A 20264-nucleotide genomic window follows, 5' to 3' on the forward strand; every position below is an offset into this window, starting at 1 on the left:
TCCGGATCGGTCAGTCGCGCAGGGTCGCGGTGGTGACAGCGAATCCCGCGATGTACTCGCGGATCGGTTGGTAGAACTGGTAGTCGAGCACATATTCACCGCAGCTGCGCAGTGCTGAGTAGGCGGCGACCCAGGTGCGGACCTCATGGGAGGAATGCCCGGCGACAGCGTCCATCTCGTCGGCGTCGTAGCCGTCGAACTCTTCGATCCGGCCGCTGCGGCACACATCCAGGAACGCCTTATCCCAGGCTGGATTGAGGTCCATGATGTCGGCTGTGCCGGCCGCGAATCTCCGGGCGGTGTCGATTGTGTTGGCCTGCCGGGCCGCGCGCGCTTCGGGAGTCGGATTGCGACCGTCGACGAGTAGGGCACGTTGGCGGTCGGTGGCAGTCGCGATCTGGGGCACGGGTGGGTCATGGGACAACCCACCGGATCCCAGGAACAACACGCGGTGATCGGTGTTTCGGAAGAAGGAGCCGATCGCCTGTCCGAACCTGCGGACACGAGCCATCTTCACGAACGGGCGCGCGACGGAATTGACGAACACGGGTATGACCGGCTTGGCCGCTGGATTGCCGTCGAAGACGATTTCCAGCGGCTGGACGGCGCCGTGATCGACCACCATCTGCCGGGAGATCGCGGCGTCGAGGTCGTGATCGAGCAAGTGCTGGGTGAGTTGTTCTGCGAGCCCGGTAGGGACGTCGAGTGTTCCGCTGTAGGAGTCGTAGTCTCCGGCGCCGCGGGCGTGATAGCCGATACAGAACGGCGGCATGAGGTCGTAGAAGAAGCCGTTGTAGTGGTCGGGGCCGAAGTTGACGATGATGTCGGGGTCGAAATCGTGGACGAAGGCGCGGGCGTGGGCGAACGCTGCGGCGACGGCAGCCTTCGTCTCCTCTGCCGGGTGGGCGTGGTCGAGCAGCGGGCTGTGGGACATGCACAGCAGCGCCTGCCGGGTCACGCGGCCGACCCGTCGGCGGCTTCGTGGGAGGCGAGGTACTGGCCGACGATCATGTTGAAGTCTGTGGCTCGTTCCACCTGGGACCAGTGTCCGCATTGACTGAAGATGTGGGTGTCGGCGTGCGGGATCACCGTGAGCAGGTCCCACGTTCGTGACACCGGGATCACGACATCTTGGGCGCCGTGGATGAGAAGGACCGGGAGTTCGAGCCGGCCGAGCGCGTCGAAATCCAACGGCAGGCGGTCGCGGTCGCGATCTCTGGCGGCCACCACGCGCGCGAGCCGATCCGAGGCGGTGTCGTTGAGCGCGGACTGGTAGCGCAGGGCGACCAGCTCGTCGGTGACCAGCGATTTATCGACCACGAACAGTTCCAGGGTCTTGCGGATGCCTTCTTCGGTGAGGTTCGGGTTGGCGTGCGAGGCAAGTGCACCGGTCATTTTCGCTCCGCCGGTGCCCATCGAGACGATGCCCAACAGCCTCTCGGGGAAGTCGATGGCGAACTGGAAGGCCAGCCACCCGCCCAGCGAGTTACCGACGATCCAGGTTTTCTCGATCCCAAGTGCGTCGAGCACACGCACCGCGTGCCGGACCCATTCCCGAATCCCGTATTCCGTACCTTCGGGAACCAGGGTTTGTCCGTAGCCGATCGAGTCGATGGCGATGCAGCGGCCGTGTTCGCTGAGTGCGGGCAGGTTGAGCCACCAGTTCGCGGCGGCGGTGACTCCGGTGCCGGATCCGTGCAGGAACAGTATCGGGGTTCCTTCGCCCAGCTCGTGGTAGTGGGTCAGTTCCCCGGGCGCGGTTTCCAGCCATTGGTCGGAGAGGCCGAAGAACGGGTCGGTGGTGTAGGCGGGGATGTCGAGCGTCATCGAATGCGGGTCCCTTCCGGTGTGACGGGTGCCGGTGCAGAACGTGCCGTGAGTTCGTGCGATCGTGCCTGCGAGGCTTCGAGGAGTTGTCCGGTGAACGACATGGCCTGTAAGACCGCATCGAGCGTGGCGGGACCGTGCTGGGCAAGGCAGGCGCCGGCCACGAATCGGTCCGGGCGCAGGAACACCATCGGTGTGGGCCGGTCGTCGAACCACCGCTTCAACCGGCCGGTGTGATCGCCCACGACGAGCACATCGTCGTCCATATACTTCTCTGCCCAGCTCCGCTGAGATTCCGGGACTGCCGCCACCAGGCGCGCACCGAGCGCCGCGAGCTGATCGAGCGAACGTTGCGGCAGTAGATCTTTCGGACTGTTGCCCCAGGCGAGGACCGCCCACCAGTTTCCGATCGCGTCGTCGAACAGGACATCGGAAGCCGTGCGCGTGTTGACCCGGGGTTGCGGGAACTGCACGCCGACCGGCGAAACCCGGGTATTGGCTGTGCGGACCGGCATGAGGCTGCTAGTGATGCGCGCTCGCGCCCTGCCGGACTCCCGGGTGCTCGGGTCGGCCAGCACGCCCTGGGTGTACCTCGGCATCGGCTTGAATCGCATATCGGCGAAATAGCTCTTGACCTGCGGGAAAAAGTTCAGCGCCGAGGCCACGGCATCTCTCGCGGTAGCAGCGACCGGGTTGGTGATCTTGATGAACTTCCCGAAGGTCAGTGATAGATCGACCATGGCGCGCGCGTGATCGCGGCGTTCGGTGGTGTAGGTGTCGAGTAGGTCTTCACCGGCTTGCCCGCCGAGCACGGCAGCGAGCTTCCAGCCCAGATTGGTGGCATCACGCATCCCGGAGTTCCAGCCCTGCCCCATCCACACCGGCATGAGGTGGGCAGCGTCCCCGGCGATCAGTTGCCTTCCACGGCGGAAATTCGACGCGACCCGCCCATGATGGGTGAACACACGGCAGCGAATGAATTCCAGGCCTGCCGGGTCGGGAACATGGCTTGTGAGAAGGGTATTGATGAACGCGGGATCGGTGGCCTGTTCATCGCTTTCGCCGTCGTAAAGCATAAATTCCCAGCGCCGCACGGCATGCGGCAGCCCGATGGACACATACGGTCGTTTCGGATCGGCACCGAGGAAGACGTTCGGCGTTCCCAGCGGGTCATTGGCGACATCGACAACCAGCCACCGCGTCGACGGGGACTCGCCCTCGAAACCGATACCCAGCCGTTTGCGCGTCGGCGATTTACCGCCTTCGCAGCCGATGAGGAATCGGCCGCGGAACGCAGACTGCCGGGGAGCACCGTCCTCGCCGGTGACCACGGCATGTGCGGTCACCGAGTCAGGATCTTCGACAACGTCCTCGACCAGATGCCCGAAGTGCACCTGGACGTGCGGAAAGCGGAGCAGTCCCTCGTAGAGCGCCCGGTCGACCTCGGGCTGGATGAACCCGTGTTTGCGTGCCCATCCGAATTCGTCGGTTTGCGGATCGTTGACCAAAACGACTTTTCCCGCCCCGTTGACCAGTCGCATGATGTGGTGCGGGTTGGTGTGGGGGCGGACCTTCTCGACCAAGCCGACGGTCTGGATGGTGCGGAACGATTCGTCGTCGAGCCCGACACCGCGTGGGTAGTCGATGAGCCGATCGCGCGCTTCGACAACGGTGACCGTACGGCCGTACATGCCGAGGATATTGGCGAGCATCAATCCCGCGGGGCCCGCGCCGACGATGACGACTTCACTGTCGTGGGTGATAGCCATGACTCCCTGCCTGCGACTGCGCATCCCGATGCGCGCGCACAAGATCGGTTACGTGCCGGCGATGGCGGCGCTCCCGGCCCGGAGCGTCCAACCTCGCGCGTTATTTGCACATGAACAGTCTCTATATGAACACCAGAGCTCAAAATTGTCAATGCCCTGACAAATTTCAGATCGCGATAGACCTCAAAACCCGAGGTGAATCCGGGAGCGGTCCTGGAGTCGACCGGGAACTAAACGCTGAGTTCTGCGGCGACTCGGACCGTGAGTGAGGTGGCGTCCTCGATCAATTCCCGGGACGGGCTGATCAAGGTGAGGCAGGCCGCCTGTTCGCCGTTCGGCCGGGTCAGGGGCACGCCAAGGCCCCAGAAGCCGGGCGCGACCTCGCCGTGGGTGATGACGTAGCCGAGCCGGCGACCTTCGGCCACCTTCGCGTCCTCGCCGGGGCGCGCCGGGAGCGCCGACAGAAGGGCGTATCCGGCCGCTCCGCGGCCTAGTGGGTGGCGCCCGCCCTGCCTGAACGCCACGCGCACCGGACTGTCGGACGGTTCGACCACGGCCACGGCTACGGCTTCCTCACCTTCTGCCACGAACAGCGCCACGCTGGCACCGAGCTTGTTGGCGAGGCTGCGCATGGCCGGCGTCGCCTGATCGCGCAGGGCCGCATAGACCTCGCGGGCCAGGGCGGCCAGGCCGCCACCGGCCCGGTAGCGGCCGTCGGGGCCGCGGCTTATCCAGCGGAATTCCGAGATCGTGGTCAGGAGCCGGGCGGCGATGCTGCGGTGGACACCCAACTCGTCTGCGACGTCCTGGATCGTCATGCCGGTCGGAGTATGGGCGATGAGTTCAACTGCGCGAAGGCCTCGCGCAAGGGTCTGTGCGCCGGTGGCGCGGGTCGCCGGAACGCTGTCGGGGGAAGCCACAGTTCACTGTATGTCGAGCATGGGGTCGCGCCCGGTCGCGCCCCGCGTGAATGCATATGCCTGACTGTCAGAGCATTGACAGACTCTGGTGACTGGTGTCACTCTGTGGTCGCGACGCGTGTTCGACGGCCCTCGTAGGCGCACCGCGTGTTTCTCATACCTGCCCGAACAGGGCTGTTCCGGGAGTTACCTGATGACAACGAACGACAAGAGAGCTGTGTCCGGCGGCTGGTCGGTGATCGCCGTCTGCTTCGCCATTCTGATCTGCGAGGGCTATGACCTGGCGATGTTCGGCAGCATAGTGCCCTCGCTGCGCGAATACGAGGCATGGTCGCTGACCGCGTCGATGATCGGCTACATGGGTTCGGCCTCGGTCGTCGGCATGCTGTGCGGGGCGTTGAGCGCCGCGGCGCTCGCCGATCGCATCGGCCGGCGACCGGTCATCATCGCCGCCGTGGTCACCTTTTCGACCGCGATGGCGCTGGCTGCGTTCGCACCCAACCCCGAGATTTTCCTGATTCTGCGTTTCTTCGTCGGTCTCGGTGCGGGCGCGGTCATGCCCACCGTGACCGCCACGCTGCTCGAATTCGCGCCCGAGGGGCGCCGCAACCGCAATATGGCGTTGGGATTCATCGGCGTCGGCGCGGGCGGCATGCTGGCCGGAGCGCTGGCGATATGGCTGGTACCCGCGTTCGGATTCCGGGCCATGTGTGTCGTGGGCGCGCTGCCGTTGCTGTTCGTGGTGCCGTTCCTGTTCCGTTTCCTGCCCGAGTCGATCACGATCCTGCGGGCGATGGGCCGCATCGACGACGCCCAAGCGCTCGCCCGGCGGCACGGTGTCGCTTTGGCGGCCGCTGAGACCACCGCACCGCCGGTGGTCCACACTGGCAAGACCGCCGACCGCTTCATGGCCGTGTTCCGCGACGGGCGTGCGCTCAGCACCGTCTTGTTCTGGGTCGCGACCTTCTTCTGCCTGCTGCTGACCTTCGGGGTGAGCACCTGGCTGCCCGATCTGATGCGGTCGGCCGGCTACGGGGTCTCGGCCTCGCTCGGCTTCCTCATCGCTCTCAAAGGTGGCGCGGTGGTCGGTGTGCTGACCGCGGCGCATCTGGCCGACCGGTTCGGAGAGAAACTGGTTGTCGCCTGTACCTTCCTGGCCTCCAGCGTGGCCTTGACGCTTTTGGCGACAACGCCACCGGTTGTCCTCGCCTACCTTCTGGTCGCGGTTGTCGGTCTGGGCACGACAGGCCTGCAGACCCTGATCAACGCCTTCGTCGGCGGCTACTATCCCACCGAGGTCCGCGCTACCGGACTCGGGCTGAACCTGTCCATCGGCAGGATCGGCGGCATTCTCGGACCGACCTACCTCGGAATCCTCGTTTCTATGGGCCTCGGGTTCGACGCGAAGTTCTACGCCCTGGCAATACCGGCTCTGATCGGTGCCGGGGTCGTGGCGATGGTGCCCAAACGCATCATGAACACCCCCGGCGAGCCACGCGAACCCCTTACCGAAGTCCAGCCCAGCCGATAGATCCCCCACCCACCGAACGGAGGCATCATGCCCGGCCGCATCGACACCCACCAGCACATCGTCCCGCCGCGGTATCGCTCCTGGCTTCTGGACAAGGGACTCACCGCCGGAGGGCGAGCCGTCCCCGAATGGTCCGCGCCCGCAGCGATCGAACTGATGGACAACAACGCCATCGACACCGCGATCGTCTCGGTATCCACCCCCGGCGTGGAACCGGCAGAAACCCTGTCCGAGGGCCGGGCACTGGCTCGCGAACTCAACGAGTTCACCGCCGCAGTCGTCGCCGACCACCCGGGGCGCTTCGGTTTCTTCGCCACCCTGACCTTGCCCGATGTCGACGGCGCTCTCACCGAAGCCGAATACGCCTTCGACGAGCTGGGTGCAGACGGCGTCGTTCTACTGGCGAACTCGAAGGGCATCTACCTCGGCGACAAGGAGTTCGACCCACTGTTCGCCGAACTCGATCGACGAGGTGCCGTGGTATTCGTCCACCCGTCCCACCTACCGGCCGAGCCGGTTCCAGGCATCCCGCCCTATGCCGTGGACTTCCTGCTCGATACAACCCGGGCCGCGGTCAACCTGGCCCGCAGCGGCACCATGGATCGGTACCCGAATCTGAAGGTGATCCTCTCCCACGCCGGAGGGTTCCTGCCCTACGCGGTACAACGCACCGCCGGTGTCGCCTCACCGGACGGTTCGGACGAGGATGGACTGCGCATCCTGCGCAAGTTCTATTTCGACACCGCACTGTCCGGGTCGCGCTATGCGCTGCCGAGTCTGCTGGCATTCGCCGACCCGACCCGCATCACCTTCGGCAGCGACTGGCCTTACGCGCCGGCCGAACGGGCCACCTTCTTCACCCGGTCGCTGGACGCCTACCCCGAGATCGATCACACGGCAGTCGACCGCGGCAACGCCGAACGGCTGTTTCCACGGCTAACCGGTCAGAACGCGAACAAGTAAGGATCGAGTCCGTATGACCACACCGAATATCGCTCTCGGGCACTGGTTCGCGGCGCGCGCCACCCGTTCAGCACAGCGACCGGCCCTGACCTTCGAAGGCAGAACCGTGACCTACGGTGAACTGCTCGATCGAATCGATCGCCTCGCTGCGGCGCTGCATGCGCGCGGCCTCGGCCGTGGGGACCGCGTCGCATTTCTCGGGGCGAATCAGCCGGCATTCCTGGAAACCTTGCTCGCCGCCGCCCGCATCGGCGCGATATTCGTTCCCTTGAACTTCCGGCTCGCCCCACCGGAACTGGCGTTCATCCTCACCGACGCCGGAGCTCACACACTCGTCACCGACGCCGAACACCAGGCGACGCTCACCGCACTCCGACCGGAGTTGTCCACTCTCAGTCACATCGTCGTCGGCACCACCGCGTCCGGCTGGGAAACGTACGACTCCCTGATCAGCGGATACGAGCCGCTTCCGACGCCCGAGGACGTCGCGCCGGAGGACACCGCGATTCTCATGTACACCTCCGGCACCACCGGCCAACCCAAAGGTGTCATCCTCAGCCACGCCAACCTGTGGTGGAGCAACATCAACCTGCTGTCGCAGTTCGATGTCCTGGCCGATGACGTAACCCTCGTCGCCGCCCCTCTCTTCCACATCGCCGGTCTCAACGTCACCACCTTCACCACCTGGTTCAAAGGCGGCGAAGTCCTTCTCCAGCGCAACTTCGACGCCGGCGCCTGCCTCGACGCAATCGCCGGGCACCGTGTCACCACCATGTTCGGTGTCCCGGCGATCTTCTCCTTCATGAGCCAACACGCAAGCTTCGAGGCCGCCGACCTCAGCAGCCTCCGCATGGCGATCTGTGGCGGCGCCCCGGTCCCCGAACAGCTACTCCGGACCTATATCGACCGCGGTATCCAGATGCTGCAGGGCTACGGGCTCACCGAAACCGCGCCCAGCGCCAGCTTCCTCACCGCCGAACACGCCCTGACCAAACTCGGGTCGGCCGGCACCTCACCGCTGCTCACCGAGGTCAACCTCCTCGATCCCGAAGGCAAAATCATCGACGAACCACATCGGCGAGGCGAAATCTGCGTCACCGGACCCAATGTGACCACCGGGTACTGGAATCGGCCGGACGAGACAGCCCGCGCGATCGATCGGCACGGTCGGTTCCACACCGGTGACGTCGGATACCGGGACGAAGACGGCTTCCTGTTCGTCGTGGACCGGATCAAGGACATGATCATCTCCGGTGGGGAGAACGTCTACCCCGCGGAGGTGGAGAACGTCCTGTTCGCCCACCCCGACATCGCTGAAGTCGCCGTGATCGGCCTACCCGACCAACGCTGGGGGGAAGCGGTCACCGCGGTCGTGGTCTGTAAGCCGGGCAGTGAGCCGATGACGCTGGAGCAGCTCCGCGCGTTCGCCGGCGCCACCCTCGCCCGCTACAAACTACCGACACGGCTGCAGATCGCCGCCGAGCTTCCCCGCAATCCCAGCGGAAAAATCGTGAAGTATCACCTGCGCGAATCGCTGTCCACGCAACCTTCCATCGCCCAGAACGCCGGGGTTTAGCGCGCCGCCGCCGGGCAGTGCTGCGACACCGAGCACGTCCGGCGGCGAGCATCCCGATGTCTAAGCAATATCATCAGACCATGAAAAGGGCAGGGCAAGAACCGATGAAGTCAACGGAAAAGCCCAGCGTGTCACCGTCTTCGGTCAGCGGGTCGGAGTTCGGTGAAATCGCCGCCCAGCTGACACGCGAACGTCACCCCGGCCTCGACGACCAAGCGGTGGCACTCGGGCTGGCACTCATCCGCACCTCGACGGTGCACATGCAGCAATCAGAGAAGCTGATCCACCGACCTCAGGGCTGGAGCTGGAGCGGTTTCCACATCATGTACATGATCTGGCTGTTCGGCGAGATCGAAGCACGCGATATCGCGAGACTGGCCGCGGTCACGAGACAAACAGCTTCTACCGTCCTCGCCAACCTCGAAAACAATGGGTTCGTGCACCGCGAACGCAGCTCGAGCACCGACAAACGTCTGATCACGGTCACGCTGACCCCCAAAGGCCTCGAAGCGATCGATTCCGCCTTCACACAGCAGAATGCGCTGGAAACCGAGTGGTTCGGTGGCCTGACACGCGACGAACGCGACTTGCTCAAGAAGCTTCTCGACCGCATCGCCATGCGCATCACCCAGTCCAAGCGCACCGCTCCGTAACGAGAGGACGCCGGCTCATCGAAGAGCAGGCACGATACTCGCTCCGGTACGCAACAGCTGGCCTCGCGCCACCGCCACGAGTTGCTCGTCCGCGCCACGAACAGACACGTCGTAGACCCCGGCCTTCCCCGACTGACTGACCACACGACACTCGGCGACCAACACATCACCCAACTTGGCGGCCGCGACATACGAGACGCTGGCACTGGTGGTGACGTTGGCGTGGTTCGTGGCACTCGCGGCATAAGCGAGTGCAGTGTCGGCGAGCAGAAAAATGATCCCACCGTGGCAGATGCCGAGAGTGTTCGTCATATCGGGCCGCACCGTCAACGCCATGACCGAATAGCCCTCGCCGACCGTCCGGCACTCGATCCCATGCGCCTGGGCACAGTGGTCACCAGCCATCAAAGCCTGCGCGACCGCTTCCGGCGAGACGACTCGCAGGCTTTCGCCGAGCATCCCCAACCTCCTAGATTGTCAGATCACTGACAATCTAGGATACGGGAGAGCCCCACACAGAGCAAAGAACGCACAATAGGCTCCCGAAGCGCAAGCACAGGACCATGACCTGTACTTTCTCGCGGTATAGAGCACCACCGCGAGATACATCTGATCCGTGACAAGTTAGCGAGAAAGCCCTGGAGACAGGATCCTGATAATGCGCAGATGGTGCGCGACAAGTTAACCGAGAATCTAGACGCCATGTAGATTCTCATTCGCGGTGTCGTTCTCTCATGTTTCTGTCGGTAACTTGTCGCCCCTTCTCATCTCTTGTCGCAGGTGAGACCATGGAGGGGTGTCCGCGCGGATCCCCTCCGTGCTGGAGGTGGGACTGAGTTACGCGACCGAGGAGCTCGGCCGGGCGGACACGGACGTGCGTTCAGCGGACGCAGAGCTGCTCGTGCACGGTCTGCCGGTGCGGCGGGTCCATACCGAGGCGGGGAAGAAGCACTACACCGGCGTCTTCTGGTCCTCGACCACAGAGACTCAGCACCACTACGAGAGCCGCCTGGAGTTGGGCCGGCTGTGGCTTGCTGATTTCGATCCGCATGTCGTGTGGTTGGCCGCGCAGCCGTTCTGGTTGTGGGGTCGCGATGGTACTGCTGTTCGTCGGCATGTGCCCGATCTGCTGTTGAAGCTGGATTCGGGCTCGTTCGTTGTGGTCGATGTCAAGCCCGCGAGGTTTCAACAGGAGCGGGACTGCTGTGAGTTTGGTTGACTCGCGGGTTTGGTCTTTCAGGCCGCGAGTGCGGGCCGGTTTATTGTCTCAAACTCGATCGGGGTGAGGCGGCCGAGTCGGCGTTGCCGACGGGTGCGGTGGTAGGTCTTCTCGATCCAGACCACGATCGCCATCCGGAGCTCGTCGCGGGTCGCCCACCGCTCCCGGTCGAGAACATTCTTCTGCAGCAACGCGAAGAACGACTCCATAGCAGCGTTGTCACCACACGCCCCGACTCTGCCCATCGAACCTCGTAATCCATTGCTCGACAATGCGTTCACGAACTTCCGAGAGCGAAATTGACTGCCCCTGTCGGAGTGGACGATCGTCGCGGTAGGCGCTCGGAGAGTGACGGCATGGTTCAGTGCCGACACCGCCAACGACGCCTTCATCCGCGAATCGATCGAATACCCGACGATCCGGTTGGAGAACACGTCCTTGACAGCGCATAAATACAGTTTTCCTTCACCGGTGCAGTGCTCGGTGATGTCTGTCAACCACACCGCGTCCGGAACGGCGGCAGTGAAGTGGCGTCCGACGAGGTCGTCGTGGACCGGCGGGCCGGCCTTGCGGTTCAGGCCGCGTTTCTTGGCGAACACACTCCAGATCCGCTGGGCTGAACACAACCGGTGGACCCTGTTCTCGCCCGCACGGATACCGCGGGCAGGCAGCTCGTCGGCGATGAATCGGTAGCCGAAAGCCGGGTCGTCGGCATGGATGTCGAGAGCGGCGTTGATCAGATGGGCGTCGTCCCAATCGCGTTGCGAGACAGGGCATCGTTTCCATTTATAGAACGCTTGGGTGGAGAAGCCGAGTACCCGGCAGGTCACCGCGACGGGGATACCGTCAGCGGCCAGGTCGAGGACCAGCGGGTAACTCATTTTGGGTTGACGTCACGCGAGAAATAGGCGACCGCGCGGCGCATGACCTCGGCTTCTTGTTCCAACTGACGGATCCGTTTACGCGCTTCGCGCAGCTCGGCCGACTCGTCACGGGTGGCGCCGGGCCGGTGGCCGTCGTCGATATCGGCTTGCTTGAGCCAGTTCTTCACACAGCTCTGCGATATTCCGAAGTCCTTCGCGATCTGGGTCAACGAGATCTCGCCCTTACGGGCGACCGCGACGATGTCACGGCGGAACTCTTCGGGATATGGCTTCGGCATGAGGGACATCCTTCCAGCGAGGAGCGATCCTCACAGGTCAGGAGTCAACCAAACCGGGGGCAGTCCCGACCTATGTTCGGGAAATTCGTCTGTTCCGTTGCGAACGGAACAGACGAATTTCCCGAACATTCTTCATACCTGCGCCCTCCAGGGATGGTCGAGTTCGACGAAACGCGGGCAGCCGGTCTCGTCAACATGCCCGCCCCGCGAACCACAGATTTCCGCAGTTCAGAGCTATCCGCAGACATCGGAATATGGCCGGTTCATGAGAACGCGCCCTTGAGCAGATAGCCGACGACCTGGAGGCGTCCCTGGACGATCGACAATCCCTCGCCGAGCCACCGACACTGGAGAAGGCCCCGATCAGGTCTCGAACGCCATCACAATCCTGGCCCAAGACCTCCTCACTGAGATCCGCGCCATCGAGCAAATGCCGTAACAACAGGCCCGATCTCCGGCGGGTGACATACTGCGCAGCCACACCGGTAGTGATTTCGGCCGGGCACACCGGACTGCTGGCCGGGAAACCTACTCGGTCTTGGCGTCGCGGTAGGCGACAAACATGCCCAAGACGGCGACTAGGACGCTGACCGCGGCTTCCCAGCCGACGAGGACGCCGACTGCGGTGGCCAGCGAGACCGCTGCCGCCAGGGCCAGCAACGGATGATCGTTGGGCGACTCGGGCGGTCAGGGTCGGAATTTGCGCCGGTAGGCGTTACGCTCATAACTGCTCCGTGTTTCTGAGTTGGCGCTCGGGATCATTGGACGAACGGTTGTCCCCTTTGCCTGCGTCACCAGGCTGGGGGCAGCGCCCGTTTCGGGGTTGTGTTGGCCGGCACCTGGATTGAAGCCGGATAGTCACCACGTTAAACCATACTGGTCAAGAGTCTATGTGCCACGCCAAAATTCATGCGTCATAGCAAATGTGTGGTTACCGTTCATTCGCTTTGAATACGGCAACCGCCCTGGAATGCCATTCCATAGCAATCGATCTGCGGCGATATTCTAGATATTCAGGCATCTCACGATGACGTTCCCGAACGGAATACTCGCCGATCACTCCGCGGTGCACCACACCGCGCGACCGGTGGCGCCGAACACAATTCCCCACGCCGGCCAGCATCTCCGGAATACCCCGAATGGGAACAACACCCCCGCGCAGTCAAGGGCAGCGAGCGGGATTCGCCGGAACGTGAGCTGGTGGAGCGGCCGACATCGCAGGTCACCGCGGAGGTATAGCAACACAAACGATTTAGAAATTCGGGCACTCTGTGTGCGTAATTTCATATCGAGGGAATCGCGGGAGTTTGCAGCAGCAATGCATTTCTAATCAATAGGCAAACAATCGATAACTTTTCACTGACCTCGGTCAGTAAAGTTTTGCATCGGCGCTGATTTCCACCTTGTATCACCCTCGGCAAGCTGAGACAGAATCATGTCCGGCCTGTCGGCCAGCGACGAGACCTCGTGGAGAAACCGGTTCTGAAAACGTAAGGCATTGAGTCCAGCAAGCGTCGCGGTATAAGCATTCCGCCGTACTAATCAGGACTCCCTTACCCCTCGGCGATCTGCGCAAATGCCTCGGCTTCTCGTTCCAGAAAGATCCGCGTCTTCCGAGAGAAGGCGGCCCGCGCAAGCCACGCACCTCGACCCAACCACTCAACCCCAAGGGTGAGGCGGGTAACCATCTCGTCGGCTGCCTCGAGAGAATGAGACGCCGAAACAACTACACCGGCCACCTTCGTCTTCCATGTGAACCCCGCCACCGGGCGCCATTCTGTCACCGTGTACACCGCAGCCATCAAGCCTGGTTGACGCACACGAAATCGGGCACCCACAGCGGTTCGATCGCACGGTTCGATCCGTGAAATCTCCTCGATCGTAGGCAACATGCGATGCCAGGAATCCAGATCCGCAAGGACCCCCCAAACCGTGGCGCAATCGGCGTCTATCGTCCGGTCAACCTGGATCATGAACAGGATGGTATCGCTGACCGAGCACCTCCGCGACGGTCCGATAGCCCATTCAGTGAGATGAGCCGTTCACCGGTACGTGAGCCCGCCGCGCCCCAGAGCACCTCCCCGTCTGCCGACTGCGCACATCCCCCGAGACCTTCCAGCGCGGCCGTTTTCGCCGGTAAGCCCAGCACAACTTCCTGATCACTTCCACATGTCAACACACGTAGGCCAACGGCCGTTGACATACGCGGCGACCCTCCGCTAATCTGATGTCAACAGGCGTTGGCTTATACAGGAGGAGCTATTATGCCAAAACCTACGGCGGACGTTCTGATCGTCGGAGCCGGGCCTGTCGGCCTCACAGCCGCAGTTGTGCTCGAGCAGCTCGGTCACGGTGTGGTGATCGTCGACGATCAGCGTGAAGGCGCAAATACCTCTCGCGCGGCTGTCGTCCACCCACGAACTCTCGAGTTACTCGAGCCATACGGCGTCACCCACGCCTTGGTGGATCGGGGCGTACACACCCCCACCTTCACCATTCGTGACCGTGATCAACTACTGGTACGGGTGCCGTTCGACACGCTCCCCACCCGGTACCCCTACACATTGATGATCTCGCAGGCCGATACCGAGAAGTTCCTGGTGGAACGGCTTTCCGAACTCGGCGGCAAGGTCGTCAGGCCAGCTGTCGTTTCCGAGATATCGCAAGATGAAGACGCCGTCACCGCCACCTTCGACGACAACGCACAGATCCGGGCACGCTACCTGCTCGGAGCGGATGGAATGCATAGCACCGTCCGGACACAAGCTGGAATCACGTTCTCTGGCGAGACATACGCAGAATCGTTCACTCTCGCTGACGTGCGCCTGTCGGGCGGAGTGCCGCAGGGCGAAGTAATCCTATATTTCTCCCCCGCTGGCCTGGTGGTGGTCGCACCGTTGCCTGACGATATGTACCGAATTGTCGCGACCGTCGACGAGGCGCCGCATGATCCGAATGTCACGTTCGTACAGCGTCTTCTCGATGAACGGGGTCCGCAAGCCTTTCCGGCCAAGGTAGAACGCGTCGTGTGGGGCTCCCGTTTCCGCGTCCACCACCGAGTCGCTGACAGCTTCCGGTCGGGCCGGATTCTCCTGGCAGGCGACGCCGGCCACATTCACTCGCCAGCCGGCGGACAAGGCATGAACCTTGGCATCGAGGATGCCGTTACCACTGCAGAGACATTGTCAAAGATCCTCAATGGCGCACCCGACGTGCTGCTCGACGAGCACGCAACAGGTCGCCGCGAGGCCGCGGAGGAAGTCGTCGCGATCGCGCGGCGGCTGACCGATATGGCAACAGCCTCAGCGCGAGTACGCCCCGTCAGAAACGCAGGCATGCGAATTGCAGGCAAGGTCCCCGCCGTGCAACAACGCATTGCTTGGCGACTGTCCGGCCTCGAGCGACGGTGAGAAATCCATCGTAAGTACCCCCCCCCGGAAAGGAACTCTCATGCAAATTGTTAACGATCACCTTGCCATCAAGGCGAAGCTCAGCACTCCGACAGACAGCGGATTCCTACTCATGGCTGCAGAGATCGGAGGATGGCTGGGGCCGATCGCTCGACCGTCCAAGTCTCGGCGCGAGCTGGTCCGGCAGCTCCGGCACCTGTGCGAACGACTCTGCCACCGTCACGATGTGGTCGAGGCCACCACGTTCCGGGCAGCTTTGCGCCCCCCCGGCGAGGGCGAGGAACTCCTTCGACGTGCGGGTGTTGCACCCGCACGCTATGACGTAGCCGTGCTAGTCCGAACTACCGACACCGATCAAATCGCGGCTGTGCGAGCCGACGAAACATGGCGTGAGATAGTTTCCCTTGTCGAAACGCAGTCGAGGCACACTTTCACCACTGCTACCTTCAGCCCCGCTCGCATCGCCGACGTTGACCATGATCCGGACAGCTGGTTCCTCTTCAACTACTTCCATTGCAAAGACGTTGCTGTCAATTATGACGCATGGGAATACACTGCTGGATGGTTTCAGCGTAATACCAAGCTCCCTGACTCCGTTCCTATGCAACCCCTTCAAGGCGAACCGCATGATTACAGCATCATCAACCATGCCAGCTGGCCCACGCTGCGCACATTCCTGCCGAGCCTCCTATTCCACCCTCATTTCCGGTCCTTCGTCCTAGCGAACTTCGAACGCAATGACATAGCGGCCCAGCCGATCATCTACCGTCGCGTCCGCTGAGCGTCTCGTCGTGAGCAGCCGCACACAAGTGACTGCACCCGGTGAACCCGCCCATCCGGAATTAGGGTCCTTTCTGGCCCTGACCAGGGCCAGAAAGGACGAGACAGGCCGCGGAGGGCTTGACCGGCGAGCAAATCGCCGCCGACCTGGAAGTATCGGCTGCGACGCGCTATAACTGGCGCCGCCAGTACAGCGACATGGACGCCGACGCCGCCCGCGAACTCAAGGAACTGCGGGAGCAGAACGCCCGACTGAAAAGCCGATGGCTGACGCAGAGTTGGAGAAAGACTCGCTGCGGGAGATCAGCAAGGGAAAATTCTAGGCATGGCGGCCAGCCGGGGGCCATCGACGTGCTCCGGGATATGCGGACTGTGTCCGGGAGGTTCGCGTGCAAGCTAGTCGGGCTCACTCCACCTATCACGGGTGCCGGCCTCGCAGACACCGGCCGAGCAGACACCGGCCGAACCCCCATACCGGGCGAAGAACCGGTTGCGCGGCTACGTCGGCAAGAATACGTGTCACGGATTCCGTAGGATCCGGGCCACGCTGCGGTTCGACATGGATATCGGGTGGATGGCAAACGGGCGCATCGGCTCTGACACGAGGAGGGTCTGCCGGTGCGGGCACTTTCGCTGCCCGCGGGATACCGAAAGTGCTGCGGCTGGACAACGGCCGGAAATGATTCAGCTGCACGGCATACTTTTGTGCTGATCGGCTCGGGATATCCTATATCCCGCCGGACACCACATAACAACGGCTACTTGGAATCGTTCAACGGAGCCTGCGCATGGAATGCCTGAGCCGCAATCATTGGATTTCCCCACCCGAAGACCGGGAGTGGTGATCGCCGGTTTCAAAGTCGAACACAACCACGCCCACCGGCACTCTGGCCTGGGCTACGCACCCTGCCGAGCACGCTGCGGCCTGCACATACACCCGTCACGCGGTGGGCTGCGGCATCAACTGAACACCGATGCAACAAACCGATTCTGAAACCGGTTGGCCGTTGATCGGGAGATTGGTCAAGGCGTCGACCACCCGCGCCGCGCGCGTAACACCGGGGTAGCCCCGTACGGAAGTGCGCTCGACTGATCACGATACTGCTCATGTGAGGGTAATGCGTAGTCAACGCTAGTTGACTATACTCGATGGAATGAGAAGGTCCTCAGACAAGACAAAAGCCGAAATTCTCGCTGCTGCTCGTGAGCGCTTTGCGGCCGACGGGTACGACAGAACTACCATCCGGGCTATTGCGGCGGATGCCGCTATCGACCCCGCGATGGTCATGAGGTACTTCGGAAACAAGGAGCGGCTGTTCGCTGCAGCGGTCGAGTTCGACCTCGAACTGCCGGACCTGTCTTCAGTACCGCAAGAGCAAATTGGAATGACCGTGGTTGTACATTTTCTCGAGCGGTGGGAGCGCGACGAGGCGTTACAAATCCTACTTCGCGTCGGCGTCACCAATCCAGCCATCGCGGAACGGATGAGAGCGATCTTCGCCGAGCAACTCGGTCCCGTGATCGCGCGCGTGGTGGACGACCCCCACGAAGTTCCTGTGCGGGCCGGGCTTGCCGCATCGCAGATTCTCGGGATGGCGTTATGCCGGTTCGTTCTGGCTTTTCCACCGCTGGCAGCAATGACCAGTGAGGAACTGATCACGTGGATCGGTCCGACGGTCCAGCGTTATTTGACCAGTTCGCCAGGATCTGTTTAGCGTGCGCGGCGCACAGTGGGCGACAAGGCGACCAAGGTTATTTTAGAAGCTCGTGCGATGATGGCATGCTCGGAGCCGCCATGTGGCGCAAGGACCAGCGATCGGCGAATCCGTAATTCGTGACAGGATAGCGAGAGTCAAGAAGTATGCGAGTTTGAAATCGTCTGCACTCCACTGCGGCTGCCGGACGTGCCGTCGCCCAGCCGTCGAGGAACATGACCTTGCGTTGGATCGGTGTCACTCCGGCGGCCTGGATGGTCACGACGGGGTTCATGGTGGTGTCGAAGGTGGCGGGGTCGATCACCACGTTCGCATCGACGCTCGTCGTCGCGACGACGGTGTCGACGACGGCACGGAAGTGGCCGGGTTCGGCGCGTTCGTGGTGGTAGCTGAGGCAGTATTTGGTCGAAGGCGGGAGCGTGCTGGCCCACCAGAGCTCCGGCCGGGTGCCGTTGGACATTACCGCGACGTCGATGCCGAGGGCGCGCAGGCCGGCGGGGTTGCGGGGCAGCTGCGGCCACAGGGATGAGCCATTCGGCGCGGCAGAACGGCGCCAGCCGCTTATCGATGGGCCGAAGGGCGGGTGCGGCGACCGAGCTAGTGCCCCGTCCAGATAGGTTGCGCTGGTAATCCGGGTGTCGGTTTGAGCTGCTGCTTGTCGTCGGTGATGCTGCTGTTGGAGGTGGCATCGATGGCCCGGAAACCGGAAGTGTTCGTGCGGGAGGTGTCCCCGGAAGAGGGACGCAAATTGCAGAAGATCACCAAGACAAGCCGACAACCGATCAGGACTCGCCGCGCGATCGTGGTGATGGCCTCGGCGCAGCATCAACCGGTGCCGGCGATAGCGCGGTTGATGCAGGTGTCGGAAGCCTATGTGCGCCAGGTAATCCACGATTTCAACGAACGGGGGTTCGAGGCATTGGACCCAAAATGGAGCGGGGGCAGGCCGAGCAAGGTAAATCGGGCGACGCGTGAACGCATCGCCCGCATCGCCCGGTGCTGCCCCCGCGACCTCGGCCGGCCGTTCTCGACGTGGAGCCTGTCGAAACTCCGAGACATGCTTGCCACCAGCAAGATCGCTGATATCAGCCGCGAAACACTGCGCACGATCCTGCGGACCCAGGGGGTGTCTTGGCAGGCCACCAAGACCTGGAAGGGCGGCACCGACCCCGACTTCACCGCCAAGATGAACCGCATCCTCGACCTCTACGATCACCCGCCCGCCGATGGGCGAGTGGTCTGTGTCGACGAGTTCGGTCCGTTGAACCTGCAACCCCGCCCGGGACGTGGCTGGTTCCCGGCCCGCAAACCCAGACGGTTGCGGGCGACCTACCATCGCGACCACGGGGTGCGGCACCTACTCGGTGCGTTGGACCTGGTCACCGGCCGTATTCACTACCGGATCCGGGACCGGAAACGATGGATCGAGTTCCTGGCGTTTTTGAAGACCCTGCGGGCTCGTTGGCCCGGCGAGAAGCTCTACGTCATCGTCGACAACTTCTCCCCGCACAAACGCGTCGAGGTCAGGGCCTGGGCTGCGGCCAACAATGTGGAGCTGGTGTTCCTACCGACCTATTCGTCGTGGCTGAACTGGATCGAATCGGAGTTCGCCGCGTTGCGGTACTTCGCTCTCAACGGCACCGACCACCGCAGCCACACCGAGCAAGACGCTGCGATCGGCGCCTACATCCGCTGGCACAACCAACACGCCCGACCCAAACGAGACTTCGCAGTCAACTCGCCAATCCGCCGCCCGGATTACCTACCCAACGTTGCCTGACAAGGCACTAGCTGTGTGTCGGCAGGTTCTCAGAGCTCCGGGTTTCCATGCCCAGCACCCGACTATTTACGCTGCTCCACCATGCCTCTAATATAGAGGCATGGTGGAGTCATCAGTACTGGCAGCGTGGCGCAGTGGAAGCGTGGCGGCCCTGTCTACTGTCGTTGCCGAGGATGTCGTGTTCTTGAGCCCGGTGGCCGAGTATCGCGGGCGTGATGTCGTCCTGCACATGCTTGGGCTGATCGCTTCGGTCATCGAAGACCTGGATGCCACGAATGTGTGGGTCGACGAGAATAATGTGTGCTCGCGTTTCGTCGGCCAGGTCCTGGGTGACGAACTGGAGGGGGTTCTGCACGAAGAAAGGAACCGGGAAGGGCAACTGATTCGTGTCACATTGTTCCTGCGGCCGTTGGAAGTGCTGCGGAGGGCGATCCGCTCGATGCAGGTGCTGCTCGAGCGCTCGCCACTACCCGCTTGAGGCGATACCCTCGCGTTCGTGTCTCCGACTCCTCGATCCGGAAAGCCGGTACGCGGTTCCGCAACAGGGCGCCCGATCATGGCACTGCTCGATCTCGTGGGTCGACGGTGGGCGTTGCGCATACTGTGGGAACTTCATGCGGTCGAGCAGCCAGTTACTTTCCGGGAGCTGCGTCAGCAATGCGATGACATGTCCTCGAGCCTTCTTACTCGTCGGCTGCACGAGCTCGGCGAATCCGGCCTTGTCGAGCGAACGAAATCGGGTTACGCGCTGACCGGTCAGGGGCATCGGCTGGTGGCTCATCTCCAACCGCTGTCCGCCTGGTCGGAATCCTGGGCTGCGGCCCTCGCCGAACCTCCAACGTAACTCGGGCTCGTCGGCCGCCTCGTAGTCCGAGGTCGCGCGGCCTTGTCATCGGGTTGTTTCGCAGTCTCCGCATACATAGTCCCGGCCCGCTGTTGACACCAGGGCCGGTGTCGTC

The 20264-nt window shown here is 62.9% G+C and carries 21 protein-coding genes; 12 read left to right on the plus strand and 9 right to left on the minus strand.

The annotated features are described in order from the left end of the window. Positions 1-10 precede the first annotated feature (10 nt). The 4 genes from ACYR7D_RS05750 to ACYR7D_RS05765 all read right to left on the minus strand — a co-directional run bounded on the left by ACYR7D_RS05750 (position 11) and on the right by ACYR7D_RS05765 (position 4516). The gene (locus ACYR7D_RS05750; RefSeq protein WP_459548583.1) at positions 11-958 is read right to left on the minus strand and encodes a 3-carboxyethylcatechol 2,3-dioxygenase; all 948 of its coding nucleotides are present in this window, start codon (positions 956-958) and stop codon (positions 11-13) included. Continuing rightward, on the minus strand, positions 955-1827 hold the full coding sequence (locus ACYR7D_RS05755; protein ID WP_459548584.1) for an alpha/beta fold hydrolase: 873 nt from the start codon (positions 1825-1827) through the stop codon (positions 955-957). The genes ACYR7D_RS05750 and ACYR7D_RS05755 overlap by 4 nt, the downstream gene beginning before the upstream one ends. Continuing rightward, a complete protein-coding gene (gene mhpA, locus ACYR7D_RS05760) occupies positions 1824-3596 on the minus strand; it encodes a bifunctional 3-(3-hydroxy-phenyl)propionate/3-hydroxycinnamic acid hydroxylase MhpA (RefSeq protein WP_459548585.1) in 1773 nt (590 codons plus the stop codon). Before mhpA ends, ACYR7D_RS05755 begins: the two co-directional genes overlap by 4 nt. A gap of 230 nt (positions 3597-3826) precedes the next feature. Beyond that, positions 3827-4516, minus strand: coding sequence for an IclR family transcriptional regulator (locus ACYR7D_RS05765; RefSeq protein WP_459548586.1), 690 nt, complete (start codon positions 4514-4516; stop codon positions 3827-3829). Positions 4517-4709: 193 nt separating this feature from the next. Here ACYR7D_RS05765 and ACYR7D_RS05770 point away from each other — a divergent pair, with 193 nt between their 5' ends. The 4 genes from ACYR7D_RS05770 to ACYR7D_RS05785 all read left to right on the plus strand — a co-directional run bounded on the left by ACYR7D_RS05770 (position 4710) and on the right by ACYR7D_RS05785 (position 9239). Next, complete coding sequence (locus tag ACYR7D_RS05770; protein ID WP_459548587.1) at positions 4710-6047, plus strand: MFS transporter; 1338 nt, start codon at positions 4710-4712, stop codon at positions 6045-6047. A gap of 27 nt (positions 6048-6074) precedes the next feature. Further along, positions 6075-7010 carry an amidohydrolase family protein gene (locus tag ACYR7D_RS05775; protein ID WP_459548588.1) on the plus strand — a complete coding sequence of 312 codons (936 nt, stop codon included), beginning with the start codon at positions 6075-6077 and terminating at the stop codon, positions 7008-7010. 13 nt (positions 7011-7023) lie between these two features. Then, positions 7024-8586: an acyl-CoA synthetase gene (locus tag ACYR7D_RS05780; protein WP_459548589.1), complete on the plus strand. Its 1563-nt coding sequence runs from the start codon at positions 7024-7026 to the stop codon at positions 8584-8586. A gap of 80 nt (positions 8587-8666) precedes the next feature. Next, complete coding sequence (locus ACYR7D_RS05785; protein WP_459548590.1) at positions 8667-9239, plus strand: MarR family winged helix-turn-helix transcriptional regulator; 573 nt, start codon at positions 8667-8669, stop codon at positions 9237-9239. A 15-nt stretch (positions 9240-9254) separates the two neighbouring features. On the opposite strand, the gene ACYR7D_RS05790 is transcribed toward ACYR7D_RS05785, so the two are convergent. After that, positions 9255-9698 (minus strand): PaaI family thioesterase, encoded by a 444-nt coding sequence (locus ACYR7D_RS05790; RefSeq protein ID WP_459548591.1) that lies wholly within the window; start codon positions 9696-9698, stop codon positions 9255-9257. A 337-nt stretch (positions 9699-10035) separates the two neighbouring features. Here ACYR7D_RS05790 and ACYR7D_RS05795 point away from each other — a divergent pair, with 337 nt between their 5' ends. Then, on the plus strand, positions 10036-10458 hold the full coding sequence (locus tag ACYR7D_RS05795) for a TnsA-like heteromeric transposase endonuclease subunit (RefSeq protein WP_459548592.1): 423 nt from the start codon (positions 10036-10038) through the stop codon (positions 10456-10458). Between the two features lie 17 nt (positions 10459-10475). Here the strand turns inward: ACYR7D_RS05795 and ACYR7D_RS05800 are convergent. From ACYR7D_RS05800 to ACYR7D_RS05810, 3 genes are all read right to left on the minus strand, one after another. Next, a protein-coding gene (locus tag ACYR7D_RS05800) for an IS3 family transposase (protein WP_459545742.1) occupies positions 10476-11620 on the minus strand; the annotation gives its coding sequence in 2 pieces (ribosomal slippage) (positions 10476-11341 and positions 11341-11620; 1146 coding nt in all). 528 nt (positions 11621-12148) lie between these two features. Next, positions 12149-12280, minus strand: coding sequence for a hypothetical protein (locus ACYR7D_RS05805; RefSeq protein WP_459548593.1), 132 nt, complete (start codon positions 12278-12280; stop codon positions 12149-12151). A gap of 893 nt (positions 12281-13173) precedes the next feature. Then, entirely contained in the window at positions 13174-13593 is a 420-nt protein-coding gene (locus ACYR7D_RS05810; protein ID WP_459548594.1) for an SRPBCC family protein, read from the minus strand. Between the two features lie 291 nt (positions 13594-13884). Between ACYR7D_RS05810 and ACYR7D_RS05815 the strand changes: the two genes are divergently transcribed. From ACYR7D_RS05815 to ACYR7D_RS05830, 4 genes are all read left to right on the plus strand, one after another. Next, the gene (locus tag ACYR7D_RS05815) at positions 13885-15030 is read left to right on the plus strand and encodes an FAD-dependent oxidoreductase (protein ID WP_459548595.1); all 1146 of its coding nucleotides are present in this window, start codon (positions 13885-13887) and stop codon (positions 15028-15030) included. Positions 15031-15070: 40 nt separating this feature from the next. Beyond that, positions 15071-15811, plus strand: coding sequence for a hypothetical protein (locus ACYR7D_RS05820; protein WP_459548596.1), 741 nt, complete (start codon positions 15071-15073; stop codon positions 15809-15811). Between the two features lie 119 nt (positions 15812-15930). Then, positions 15931-16344, plus strand: coding sequence for a transposase (locus ACYR7D_RS05825; protein WP_459548597.1), 414 nt, complete (start codon positions 15931-15933; stop codon positions 16342-16344). A gap of 620 nt (positions 16345-16964) precedes the next feature. After that, positions 16965-17525 carry a TetR/AcrR family transcriptional regulator gene (locus ACYR7D_RS05830; protein ID WP_459548598.1) on the plus strand — a complete coding sequence of 187 codons (561 nt, stop codon included), beginning with the start codon at positions 16965-16967 and terminating at the stop codon, positions 17523-17525. A gap of 37 nt (positions 17526-17562) precedes the next feature. Here ACYR7D_RS05830 and ACYR7D_RS05835 read toward each other — a convergent pair whose 3' ends face one another. Continuing rightward, the gene (locus tag ACYR7D_RS05835) at positions 17563-17985 is read right to left on the minus strand and encodes a hypothetical protein (protein ID WP_459548599.1); all 423 of its coding nucleotides are present in this window, start codon (positions 17983-17985) and stop codon (positions 17563-17565) included. A gap of 288 nt (positions 17986-18273) precedes the next feature. Between ACYR7D_RS05835 and ACYR7D_RS05840 the strand changes: the two genes are divergently transcribed. The 3 genes from ACYR7D_RS05840 to ACYR7D_RS05850 all read left to right on the plus strand — a co-directional run bounded on the left by ACYR7D_RS05840 (position 18274) and on the right by ACYR7D_RS05850 (position 20149). After that, entirely contained in the window at positions 18274-19305 is a 1032-nt protein-coding gene (locus tag ACYR7D_RS05840; RefSeq protein WP_459546370.1) for an IS630 family transposase, read from the plus strand. Positions 19306-19405: 100 nt separating this feature from the next. After that, the gene (locus ACYR7D_RS05845; RefSeq protein ID WP_459548600.1) at positions 19406-19783 is read left to right on the plus strand and encodes a nuclear transport factor 2 family protein; all 378 of its coding nucleotides are present in this window, start codon (positions 19406-19408) and stop codon (positions 19781-19783) included. Positions 19784-19861: 78 nt separating this feature from the next. Further along, positions 19862-20149: a winged helix-turn-helix transcriptional regulator gene (locus ACYR7D_RS05850; RefSeq protein WP_459548601.1), complete on the plus strand. Its 288-nt coding sequence runs from the start codon at positions 19862-19864 to the stop codon at positions 20147-20149. Positions 20150-20264: the final 115 nt, after the last annotated feature.

It is taken from the genome of Nocardia sp. X0981, assembly GCF_977089955.1.